The 11,502-nt window shown below is 60.6% G+C and carries 12 protein-coding genes; 8 read left to right on the top strand and 4 right to left on the bottom strand.

Annotated elements, in window-relative coordinates; translation table 11 throughout:
- From rpsD to Q0367_RS16735, 7 genes are all read left to right on the top strand, one after another.
- Window positions 1–454 (top strand): 30S ribosomal protein S4 (rpsD, locus tag Q0367_RS16765; protein WP_298983658.1); only part of this gene is annotated, 454 nt, incomplete at its 5' end.
- A gap of 20 nt (window positions 455–474) precedes the next feature.
- Complete coding sequence (locus Q0367_RS16760; protein WP_298983656.1) at window positions 475–2,475, top strand: iron-siderophore ABC transporter substrate-binding protein; 2,001 nt, start codon at window positions 475–477, stop codon at window positions 2,473–2,475.
- 40 nt (window positions 2,476–2,515) lie between these two features.
- Window positions 2,516–3,157, top strand: coding sequence for a nitroreductase (locus Q0367_RS16755; RefSeq protein WP_298983654.1), 642 nt, complete (start codon window positions 2,516–2,518; stop codon window positions 3,155–3,157).
- Window positions 3,158–3,189: 32 nt separating this feature from the next.
- Complete coding sequence (locus tag Q0367_RS16750; RefSeq protein WP_298983651.1) at window positions 3,190–4,320, top strand: ABC transporter substrate-binding protein; 1,131 nt, start codon at window positions 3,190–3,192, stop codon at window positions 4,318–4,320.
- Window positions 4,321–4,364: 44 nt separating this feature from the next.
- The gene (locus Q0367_RS16745) at window positions 4,365–5,423 is read left to right on the top strand and encodes an iron ABC transporter permease (RefSeq protein ID WP_298983649.1); all 1,059 of its coding nucleotides are present in this window, start codon (window positions 4,365–4,367) and stop codon (window positions 5,421–5,423) included.
- Complete coding sequence (locus Q0367_RS16740) at window positions 5,420–6,469, top strand: iron ABC transporter permease (protein WP_298983647.1); 1,050 nt, start codon at window positions 5,420–5,422, stop codon at window positions 6,467–6,469. The genes Q0367_RS16745 and Q0367_RS16740 overlap by 4 nt, the downstream gene beginning before the upstream one ends.
- Before the next feature lie 3 nt (window positions 6,470–6,472).
- The gene (locus Q0367_RS16735; RefSeq protein ID WP_298983645.1) at window positions 6,473–7,291 is read left to right on the top strand and encodes an ABC transporter ATP-binding protein; all 819 of its coding nucleotides are present in this window, start codon (window positions 6,473–6,475) and stop codon (window positions 7,289–7,291) included.
- 6 nt (window positions 7,292–7,297) lie between these two features.
- Here Q0367_RS16735 and Q0367_RS16730 read toward each other — a convergent pair whose 3' ends face one another.
- Window positions 7,298–8,536 carry a DUF362 domain-containing protein gene (locus tag Q0367_RS16730; protein WP_298983643.1) on the bottom strand — a complete coding sequence of 413 codons (1,239 nt, stop codon included), beginning with the start codon at window positions 8,534–8,536 and terminating at the stop codon, window positions 7,298–7,300.
- A 158-nt stretch (window positions 8,537–8,694) separates the two neighbouring features.
- Here Q0367_RS16730 and Q0367_RS16725 point away from each other — a divergent pair, with 158 nt between their 5' ends.
- Window positions 8,695–9,603 (top strand): DUF1848 domain-containing protein, encoded by a 909-nt coding sequence (locus Q0367_RS16725; RefSeq protein ID WP_298983660.1) that lies wholly within the window; start codon window positions 8,695–8,697, stop codon window positions 9,601–9,603.
- A gap of 1 nt (window position 9,604) precedes the next feature.
- Here Q0367_RS16725 and Q0367_RS16720 read toward each other — a convergent pair whose 3' ends face one another.
- From Q0367_RS16720 to Q0367_RS16710, 3 genes are all read right to left on the bottom strand, one after another.
- The gene (locus Q0367_RS16720; protein ID WP_298983640.1) at window positions 9,605–10,135 is read right to left on the bottom strand and encodes a hypothetical protein; all 531 of its coding nucleotides are present in this window, start codon (window positions 10,133–10,135) and stop codon (window positions 9,605–9,607) included.
- Between the two features lie 155 nt (window positions 10,136–10,290).
- Window positions 10,291–10,590, bottom strand: a complete 300-nt coding sequence (locus Q0367_RS16715; protein WP_297637687.1) for a hypothetical protein — start codon at window positions 10,588–10,590, stop codon at window positions 10,291–10,293.
- Between the two features lie 179 nt (window positions 10,591–10,769).
- Window positions 10,770–11,495, bottom strand: coding sequence for a cytochrome c family protein (locus Q0367_RS16710; RefSeq protein WP_297637690.1), 726 nt, complete (start codon window positions 11,493–11,495; stop codon window positions 10,770–10,772).
- Between the last annotated feature and the right edge of the window lie 7 nt (window positions 11,496–11,502).

Genomic DNA, 11,502 nt, shown 5'->3' with positions numbered 1-11,502 from the left:
CCAACTGCTTGAAAAGCAGAAGCTGCGCGCTCAATACAACATCCATGAACGGCAGATGCGCAATTACGTAGCCAGGGCTATGCGCAAATCGGGCGTCACAGGCGAAGTGCTGGTGCAACTGTTGGAATCTCGCCTCGACGCGTTCGTGCTGCGCGCCGGTTTTGTCAACACCATCTACGCAGCTCGGCAATTCGTTTCTCACGGACATGTTCACGTCGATGGCAGACCTGTCAACTTGCCCGGCTACCAGCTCAAACCCGGTCAGATTGTCACCGTCAAGGAAAAAAGCCGACGCATGCCGCTGGTACAGGAGAGCTTAAGCAACGCCCATCCGCCAGCCTATGTGACACTGGACAAAGACGCTTTTTCGGCGCAGTTGGCGCGTCTGCCCCAACCGGATGAAGCGCCGATCCTTTGCGATTTACAGCTCGTGATTGAGTACTACTCTAGATAATTAGACCGGAGAAATTAGTTATGTCAATAAAAATTTCTTTCCCTTTTGCGTTGCTCTTGTCCCTTGTTTTGTTGTGGCCTGTCTCGCTATTAACTGCGTGTGCGCCAACTGCTGCGCCGGCGACTGAATCTACTGCCGCTACGTCCACGGCGCAAACGGCCTTTCCGATTACAATTGAACATAAATTTGGCGTCACCACCATTCCGAGCGAACCGAAACGCGTGCTTTCGCTGGGATTCAATGACCAAGACCCGATTCTCGCCATGGGCGTCACGCCGATCGGCGTGCGCTACTGGTTCGGCGATCAGCCCAACGGCATCTGGCCGTGGGCCACTCCTTACATTCAAGGTGACCCGCCCGTACTGCTCAATATGCCTTACGGCGAACTGAACTATGAGGCCATCGCCGCCTTAAAGCCGGACCTGATTATCGGCGTTTCGGCGGGCTTCACCGAGGAGGAATACGCCACGCTGAGCACAATTGCACCCACCATCGCCCAAAGCGATGCGTACGTCGATTTTGGCGTGCCCTGGCAAGAACAGACGCTTATCATCGGTCGAGCCTTGGGCAAAGAGGCGCTCGCCCGGGAAAAAGTGGCGGAAATGGAGGCGCGCTTCGCCGCGCTGCGCGCCCAATATCCGGGGTTTGCCGGGAAGACGGCGGTGATCGCCTCACCCGGGGCCGACGGTCAATTTCTCTTCTCCGGCGAACAGCACGAACGCATGCGCTTTTTGACCTCGCTGGGATTTGTGCTGCCGCCCGAGTTGGCGGCGATCGCGGGCGATTCTTTCTACGGCGCCATCAGCGGCGAGCGGCTCGACATGTTCGACGTCGATGTGTTGATCTGGACGGTCAGCGCCGAGGAGCGCCAGGCCATCGAAGCTAACCCGATCTATCAATCGCTCAAGGTGGCGCAGGAAGGCCGCGTGATCTGGTTGGACGCTTCTGGGAACAACGACCTGGCCGGTCCTGCGTTGGTCTTCAGCAGCGTGCTCAGCCTACCCATCGCCTTTGACCAGTTGGCGCCGCGTTTAGCCGATATCCTGAGGCTGGAGCCGGCGAGCGCGGCCGCTGAAACGTGCGCGGCGGGCTTCCATCTCTTTGATCACAAGTTGCTGGCGACCGATCCCATCTGCATTCCTGACAATCCACAACGGATCATTGCGTTGGACGTCGCCTCCGCCGAATTAACGTTGATGACAAACAAAACGTTGTTGGCAACGAGCGGGTGGCTTTTGCGAGAATTGCCGGTCATGCTTCCCCAATTCGCCGACCGGCTGACCTCGGTGGAAGACGTGGGCTATCCCGCCAGTTTGGAAAAGGTGCTTGCCCTCAAGCCCGACTTGATCCTGGCCGTAGGCGGCACCAGTGCAGGCGAGACCATCGATGTAGACCAAGCGCTTGCAATCGCCCCGGTTGTGGTCGCCGATCCGGTCATTTATAACGACTGGAAGCTCGGTGCGCAATTTTGGAGCGAAGTGCTGAATGTCCCCGATCTCTACGTCGAGATGAAAGCCAATTATGACGCGCGCGTCGCCGAATTGCGCGCCGCCCTGGGTGATCCATCCACCCTAAAAGTCTCGGTAATGGCCGTCAGCACCTATGGCATCTCCCTATGGATGCCCGATACGCCTCCCGGCGCCATCCTGGCCGACGTCGGTCTCTCTCGCCCTGAGGCGCAGTCGCTCGTCGGCGACGCTGCAAAGGAGCGTTATGGAGCCAGCCAGTATATTTCCATCTCCGAAGAGCGACTCGACTTGGCCGATGGAGACGTAATTTTTTACTTCACTTACGCCTCCGCCGATCCGGAGACGACAGCCAAAGAGACGGCCTTCATCAAGTCGCTGGAGGAAAAGCCTCTGTGGCGAGCATTAAATGCGGTCAAAAATGGGCGCTCCTACTTTGTTCCAGGCTACTGGTGGCGCTCCCAGACCTATCTTTTGGCCAACAAAGTCCTCGATGACCTCTTCACTTACTTGGCCGGCGCGGCTGCCGCAACGCCGGTGTTGAGTGGACCATAAGAAACCACTGGCAAAAACAGAAAGCATCAGGAGAAAAACGGTGATTAAGACCAATACAATAGACCACCTAGCCGACGTCAATCGAACTGCGCCGCCTGAACGAGATAGACAGACTGCTCTGCAGCTTTTCAACGCCATCAGCACTCGACGTAGCTTTGGCTTGAAAGACCTCTCGCCAGAGCCGATCGACCGTGCGCTGGTGGAGCAGATGCTCGAAGCCGCCAACTGGGCACCCAGTCACGGCCAGACCGAACCTTGGCGCTTCGTGGTCTACAGCGGAGAGGCGCGACGGATCCTCGGGGAGGCCTTCGCGACAGCGTTTCGGCTTTTGAACTCCGACAGCCCCTCCACAGAGGCGGGTGAGCGCAATCAACGCGAACGCGTCTGGCAGGCGCCGGTGTGGATTGCGCTGGGAATGCATCCCGATCCCAAGATGCCGGAATGGGAAGAACTGATAGCGTTTGGCTGCGCTGTGCACAACATGCAGTTGATGGCAAGCGCTCTAGGACTGGCCAGCAAATGGACTAGCGGTGCACCGGCGATTCATCCTCATGTTGCGGAGGTCGTAGGGTTCGCCCCATCCACGCAGCTATACGGTTTTCTATACGTAGGGCGGCCGGCCGTCCCCTGGCCGCAAGGGAAACGGCGCCCGCTGGCGGAGAAGGTGCGCTGGGTGGAATAAGAAGAAGGGCGACGCCTTCAATTGTTTTTATCGTGCTGTCGATACAAGTGTCTCACTCAATATGGAAATCCAATTTGACAGAGGTGTGTATGCGTAACATCTTTGTGAACCAATCCCTTTCTCTTTTGATCCTTTTCAGCGTTACGATATTGACGGCGTGCGCGCCGGTCGTGACGCCATCCACTTCTATAAATCACGAAGCGACAATAAGCGAAGCCGCCAACGCTGCGCCCGAAGAAGCAGCAAATGCAACGATGGACACAGCGGAAACAACGCCGGTCGCCGAGGAAGCCGCTCCTACCGCCGAGAGCGTCACCCGCACAATCACCGACGCAAAGGGCAACGAGGTCGCGATCCCAGCTCATCCCAAACGCATTGTCACGCTCACCGAAATCGAGCTGGACAGCGCCTTGGCGTTAGGCTTAAAGCCTGTTGGCTCGGTCAACGGACGTGGCCAACCCGGGTTGCCGGCATATTTGGGTGATCAGACCGAAGGAATCCTCTCGGTGGGCTCGCTGGCCGAGCCTTCGTTGGAGCAAATTGTGGCATTGAAGCCTGACCTGATCCTGGTCGGCGCCATGATTCCGCAGATTGAGGCGCTGGCGCCGGAGTTGAGTCAAATTGCGCCGGTCGTCGCCACATTTCAAGCGAACGATGATTGGAAAACTGCCTTTAAAAGCATTGCCCACGTGTTGAATCTCGATGATCGCGCAGATGCATTTCTGGCCGAATATAACCAAAGGGTCAGCGCCATTCGCACCGCTATTCCGGCGGGAGCGGAGGCCGCCGTCGTTCGCTGGATGCCCCAAGGGCCGGTTGTGATGATGCCTCAGACCTTCTCCAACCGCATCTTGGCCGACGTCGGATTCACGCCGCCGGCTGAATTGCAGACGCTGGCAGGCAACCATGGTGCGCACTCCGATCCCCTTAGCCTGGAAGCGTTGGAGTCAATCGATAAAGACTGGCTTTTTGTTGGTGCATTGAATGCAGAAGGCGCCAGTGCGCTGGAAGAGGCGCTGAAAGATCCGCTGGTTCAGTCGTTGGATGTCGTTAAGCAAGGGCATCTCATCTTGGTGGATGGCGCCGTTTGGACCAGCATCGGCGGACCGCTGGCTGCCTTGCAGGTCCTGGATGTCATCGAACAAGCGGTGACTGCGCAATAAACAAACCTTGACTTTGCATGATCCCACCAATCAGGGGACTTCCCATGACTGTAACCACCTTGACAAGCCGTTCATCTCCGAAAACGGCGAACCCTCTTCGACGACGCCGCTCAACCGCGCTCTTGTTGGCTGGCATCCCCATCGGCCTGGCATTGCTTGCACTGACGATGGTGTTCAGCATCGCCTTTGGCGCAGCGGACATTGCTCCACGCGCAGTGATGGAAGCGGTCTTTGCTTTTAATTCGGAAAATACGCAACATTTAATTATCCAGACGCTGCGCATCCCGCGCGCAGCCGTGGCGGTGATGGTGGGCGCATCGCTGGCGGTGGCGGGCGCCATCATGCAGGGGCTGACGCGCAACCCACTGGCCGACCCAGGCATTCTTGGCATTCAGACGGGCGCTGCGTTGGGCGTCGTGGCCGCAGTCTATTTCTTCAACATCGGCTCGCTGACGCTCTACGCGCTCTTCGCTTTCACCGGCGCCGCCTTGACCGCCGCCGCCGTCTACGCCCTGGGCTCCATCGGTCGAGGCGGACCAACGCCCTTTAAGTTAACCATTGCAGGGGCGGCGCTGACGGCGCTGTTGTCCTCGCTGACTACACTGATCCTGTTGTTCGATCAGACGACGCTGGAAGAAGTGCGCTTCTGGATGGCCGGCTCTGTAGCAGGCCGCGATCTGAATTTGCTCCTTCAAGCCATGCCCTATCTGACCGTGGGGCTGGTGATAGCGATGGCGTTAGGACGGCAGATTACCACTATCTCCCTCGGCGAAGACATCGCCAAGGGGCTAGGGCAGAACACCGGCTGGGTGAAGGCTCTTTCGGCCGTTGCGGTGGTGTTGTTGGCAGGCGGCGCCGTGGCGGTGGCCGGCCCTATCGGATTCATCGGCCTGGTCATCCCTCATGCGGTGCGCGCGATTGTCGGGGTGGACTATCGTTGGGTTTTGCCCTACGCCGCCCTCACCGGCGCCATCTTCTTGCTCATGGCCGACGTGGCAGCGCGCATGGTGCTGCGCCCCACCGAGTTGCCCGTCGGCGTGATGACCGCGCTGATCGGCGGACCCTTCTTTATTTATTTGGTGCGTTGGAGGGTGAAACGATGACGACGGAACCCTGGGTGATTGTGCGCAACGAACGTCCGCCTCTTTCACTGCGCATCGATCGACGCGTGCCCCCTGTGCTTCTTGGCGTCCTCGCAGCGACGGTGGCATTGATGGTCATCAACATGGGCGTCGGCGAATATCCCATTGCACCGTTAGACGTGGTTAAAACCGTGTTGAGGCTGTCCACCGATAACGCCGACTATCATTTTGTCGTCAATATTCTGCGCCTGCCGCGCATGTTGGTGGCGGCCTCTGTAGGGTTGGCTTTGGGCGTGGCCGGCGCCATCATGCAAGGCATTACGCGCAATCCGCTCGCAGAACCGGGCATCATCGGCATCAGCGCCGGCGCAAGCCTGGCCGCCGTCACCTTGATCGTCGTCGTGCGCGCTGCGCCAGCGAGCGCCGTGCCTTTGGCCGCCTTCGCCGGCGCGGCGCTCGCCGCATTGCTCATCTACCTTCTGGCCTGGCGCAAAGGCGACTCGCCTGTCCGCCTGGTGCTGGTGGGCATCGGTCTGGCCTCCGTGACCGGCGCGTTGACGACGCTGATAATGACTTTCGGCGACATCTACAACGTGCAGCGCGCTATGATCTGGCTCACAGGCAGCGTCTATGGGCGTTCGTGGGCCGAATTCTGGGCGCTGGCGCCCTGGCTCATTATCTTTATTCCTACAGCATTCCTTTTGGCGCGCGATTTGAACGCGCTGAACCTTGGAGAAGAAGTGGCGAACGGACTGGGTAGCCAGGTGGCTCTTAAGCGCGGCCTGCTGCTTTTGACCGTGGTGGCGCTCGCCGGCGCCAGCGTCGCCGCAGCCGGCGCCATTGGCTTCGTCGGCTTGGTGGCCCCTCATCTGGCGAGACGGCTGGTGGGCCCGCTGCACGAAGGCGTGCTGCCCGTCTCCGGCGTGCTCGGCGCCTTCATCGTCGTGGCCGCCGACTTGGTCGGACGCACGCTGCTGGCGCCGATCGAGCTCCCCTGCGGGCTGGTGACGGCCGCCATCGGAGCGCCTTTCTTTATCTACTTGTTAATCCAAGGATATAAACGATAGACCATGCTGAAAGCTCAGGATTTAACGCTTGCATACGACAAAGCCATCATCATTGAGGCGCTAGGATTAACCATCCCCGCTGGTAAGATTACAGCGCTCGTAGGGCCGAACGGCTGCGGCAAGAGCACATTGCTGCGCGGGTTGGCAAGGCTGCTCAAGCCGCGTGGAGGGGCCGTTTTACTCAACGGGCAGGATATTCATCGACTCCCGACGCGCGAGCTGGCCAAACAGCTCGGCATTTTGCCTCAAGGACCTGTGGCTCCGGAAGGATTGACCGTGCGAGAGTTGGTGGCGCAGGGACGTTACCCGCATCAGTCGTGGTTTCAACAGTGGGCGGCGGATGATGAAGCCGCCGTGATTAAAGCCTTGGAGATCACCGGAATAGCAGCGCTGGCCGATCGCCCAGTCGATGCATTGTCCGGCGGCCAGCGTCAGCGCGCCTGGATTGCCATGACCCTGGCGCAAGAGACCAATATTATTTTACTCGATGAGCCGACCACTTTTCTTGACCTTGCGCACCAGATTGAAGTCTTGCATTTGCTTGAAAGGTTGAATCGTGAGGAAGGGCGTACAATCGTCATGGTTGTGCACGATCTCAACCACGCTACGCGGCATGCCCAGCATATTGTGGCGTTGCGCAACGGCTGCATCGTCGCCAGCGGCGACCCGCGCAACGTGGTTACGCCGACGCTGCTGCGCGAGGTTTTCGGCGTGGACGCCGACGTGATGCCCGACCCACGCACGGGGCTTCCCCTCTGCCTGCCCTATGGCCTTACGCATGGACAAGACGTGGAGACGACGCTGAGGGTGAACGGGCGCTGACCGTTTTCATCCTTCCTGCAGCCACTCCAGATTGGGATTGGCTTCGACCACAGGCGCCAGCGCGTCGGAGACCCAAATTTTGTCGATGTGCAGCGTGTTCTTGATGCGCACGATGGCCGCCTGCGACCAGTCGCCGATGCCGCAGGAATGCAGCGCAGCGCGCACGGCGTCGTCGAGCGTGGGCAACACGACGGGCAGCCGCGCGCTCTCCGGCGTGCCCGCAGCGATGGCGTTGGTGTAGGTCGGCTCGGGCTTAAACTGCGCAGCGAGATGGGCCGTCGTGAAGTCGGCCACGCCCATGCCGATGGCGTTGCCGGCGGTGGCTTCGGTCAGGCCGGCCACAATGATGCGCGTGATGGTGGGGCCGGTGTACCCTGGCAGAATGCCCCCGGCCGTGCGCCCCGTGATGTTGGGGTCCATGCCCGCGCCGCTGATGTTCTTGCCGATTTCGTCGACGATGAGCACGTCGATGTGATCGAAATGGAGGCGCGCCATATTGGCGTAGGCGATGCGCAGCAGCTCCGCCTCGCGCGCCAGGATGCGTTCGCGCGGCACCGCCTCGACGATATAGGTCTCGTCGTAGGCGTTCTCCACAATCGCCATGCCGAAGGCGACCGGAACCTTCTCCAGCACGACGGCGGCGGTGGCCGGGATCACCTCATGAAAGCGGGCGAAGGTCTCCTCATGCACGCGCGAGCAGCCGATGTGATTGGCGAAGCCGATGACGAGCATCTTGCACAGCCCGCTTTCGTGCGTGCCGGCGAAGTCCGTGTGCGGCTTGACGCGGTTGACCGGCACGATGTAGTCCGCCGAGAGCGCCACCTTGTCGAAGTAGACCGGCATCCCCCAGCTTGTCACGCCGATCTGCTCGACCGCCGTGTCGGAGATGATGGGCGCGCCCACGTTCTCCTCCGTCACGCCGAGATGTTCGAGCACCTGGCGCTGCCCTTCCGCCGTGCCGCCGCCGTGGCTGCCCATCGCCGGCGTGACAAAGGGCGACAGCCCGGCGTCTTTGCAGGCGGCCACGGTCGCCTTGACCACCGTGACAATGTCGCGGATGCCGCGGCTGCCTGCGCCGATGGCCACGCGGGCGCCGGGCCGCGCACCCAGGGCGCGCAGTTGCGCCGCGGCTTCGGCGTATGCGCCGGCGTAGACATCGGGATGTCGCGGGCGTGGAAAAATCTGACGCACCGGACGAAGACGCGGGACTTCGCGCATGGCGATGGTGGGCGGAAGCAAGGGCATAGAGTTTTCCTCTGGATAAGCCAGAAAAGCGTATATAATCGATAAGAGATGACCTTTGCACGGTCAAACAACCATCTTTTCTGTATTGTACACAATCCGGAGGGAAAACCCTACCCGAGCGTTCGGGCAATCGAAGCCGGATGTTGTATGCTTTGACTATGATCATCAGCGCCAGTCGTCGCACCGACATCCCTGCCTTTTACGCAACATGGTTCATGAACCGCATACGCGCCGGCGCTTGCACCGTCCCTAACCCCTTCAACCCGCGCCAGGTCAGCCGCATCTCGCTGCGGCCGGAGGATGTGGACGTCATCGTCTTCTGGACGCGCAATGCGCAGCCGCTGATGGCTTCGCTCGATGAACTCGAGGCACGCGGGTATCGCTATTATTTCCAGTACACGATCCTCGATTATCCCCGTCTGTTGGAAACAAAAACGCCGCCGGTGGAGACGGCCATCGAGACCTTTCGCCGGCTGTCGGAGCGCGTCGGGCGTGAGCGCGTGATCTGGCGCTACGACCCGCTCCTGTTCAGCTCCCTCACCGACGCCGCGTTTCACCGCGAACGGTTCGCCTGGATCGCGGCGCAATTGCGGGGATACACCGAACGCGTGGTGATCAGCGTCGTGGATATGTATCGCAAAGTGCAATCCCGCTTGCGCAACCGGGTCGCCCAGGGGGTGACGATTCCCGACCAGACGCCGGAAGGCGTTCCCGATTTTGACGGGTTGATGCACAGCCTGGTCGAGACGGCGACGCGCTGCGAGATGGAGATTGTGAGCTGCGCAGAGGAGTTAGACCTGAGCGGCTACGGCGTGCAGCCGGGCAAGTGCATCGACGACGCCCTGATCGCGCGCATCTTTGGCCTGCGTCTCGACCTCAAAAAAGACTCCGGACAGCGCGACGCCTGCGGCTGCGTGACAAGCCGCGACATCGGCATGTACGACTCCTGCCTTTTCGGCTGTCAATATTGCTACGCCACCCGCAGCTTCACCCGCGCAGCCGCCAATTACGCCGCCCACGATCCAGAGTCGCCCTCTTTGCTGGGCTGGCATGAGGCGACGAACTGAGCTACTCGCCCAGAATCTGCACGCCTGAGGCTGTCGCTTCGGCCACCCAGCCTTCGACCACGCGGCCGTCCGTCAACGTGGCGCGCACGCGCCACCAGGTCAGGTTGTCCGCAAGCTGATTTTCGCCGAGGATCAGAAGCGTGGCGCCTGGAGCCACCATGCCCAAGACGTCGCCGGCGGGCTTGCTCAAATAACCCGGCGTGGCGCGCACGTTGACGCGGCTGTTGGTCAGGTTGCGCACCGTCTGTTGGGGCGCAAAGCGCGTGGAGAGGTTGGCAAGCCCTGCACTTGTCGTCGGCGCCGGCGTGGGCGTCGGCGTGTAGGGAGGAGGCGTCCAGGCTGCTTTGGCGCCCTGCAGCTCCGCCAGGTTCAGCCGATTGACGCCCAAGGCGAGGCCAACGCCGCTGCAGCTGACGATGGTCAACAGGCTGAAGCCCACGGCGAACCCCACCCAGAAATTAGAGCGACGAGAGGGCTTTGAAGGGGGCGTTGAGAGCGTCGATGCGGAATGCTCTGGAACGATCGCTGACATAAGTTCAACCGCTTTTGTGCGTCTTTGCGTGAACGCTCCGGTCGCTTACGACCTGTCTTTCAAGCACAACCAGACCGGCCAGCCTGACAAGCTGGCCGGTCGTCATTCGATCAGACGCCAGAAAGCGCGGCGCAGTTCCATCCATGCCGCAGCGGCTATGCAGGCTCCGTTTCCACGATGTCGCCCAACACGCGCAACACGCCTACGGTGTTGCCTTCTGTATCCAGGCTAAAATGTTGCAACAACACATCGGCGGAGCGGCCGTCCTCGAAGCGCACATGCATTTTCTCGTCGCGGTGCAGCTCGGTCATGGTGGGGCCAGCGTTGAATTTCCGGGTTTTGAACATCACCCGAATGGGGCTGAGCTTGTGGTTGTCATTCATGGTGACAATCTTCACTTCGTCCAGAATGGCCGCAGGCTCTTCTTTTCCGCGGAGATAGAGCATGGCTTTCATGGCGTGACCGTCTCCTTTTGCACCTGTCTGGAATGATTCGCAAAGCTATCCGGATTGAAATAATAGGCTCACTTCATTTCATTTTCGGATGAGAAGCGCCGTTCATCGTCAGGGGAATTTTATCAAACCCGAGATGGCCTCCCAAATGAACGATCGCTATGAACGATCACTGCATCGACTCAATCGGCCTTGAGCGTCAATAGATAGGCGATGATGTCGGCGATCTGCTCCGCCGTGAGCATGTCCTGGTAGGTGGCGGGCATCAACCCTGCCTGGAAGCCTTCGACCAGATGCGCGTTGGGGTCCACGATGCTGAAGTAGAGATAGGCTTCAGCCGACTGGCCTTCCACGCGCGTCGCTGCAACCGCCCCCAGATTGTGCCAGGAGGGGCCCACCGTCGTTTGCCCTGCCTGCAAGGAATGGCAGGCGATGCAGCCATAGACAACGGTCAGCTGTTCGCCGTTGTCGGGATCGGCGGTGGCGAGCTGCGCGGCGAGCTCCGCAGGCAGCCCGTCCGTCGGTGCATCGGCGGAGGGGGTCGTGGCGGGGGCGCCGTCTGTGGAGGGCGGCTCGGCGGCTGCTTCGGTCGGCGTTGGCTGGGGTGAAGGCGTCGCCGTCGGCGAGGCGGTGGCCGTTGCGGTCGCCGTCGGTGACGGCGATGGCGTGTCTGTCGGCTGCGGCGTCGGCGAAGGGACAAGCGTCGCAACCGGGCTGGCGGTGGGCGTCGCCGGGGAGGCTGCAAGAGAAGAGGCGGCTGTCGCCGGCTCCGTAGACCAGGGCGTGTACACCGCGATCGGCGTGCTCGTCGCCAGGGTCGCCGTCTCGTCGCCGCAGCCGCTTAACGCCAACACGGCGCTTAAGAGCGCCGCCGAGATGAACAAAAGGCTTGCAATGGATCGATTCATTTTTGAT

It is taken from the genome of uncultured Caldilinea sp. (genome assembly GCF_937128415.1).
GTDB lineage: Bacteria > Chloroflexota > Anaerolineae > Caldilineales > Caldilineaceae > Caldilinea.
The sequence above is the reverse complement of the archived record's forward strand: the minus strand, read 5'-3'. Positions and strand labels throughout refer to the sequence as shown.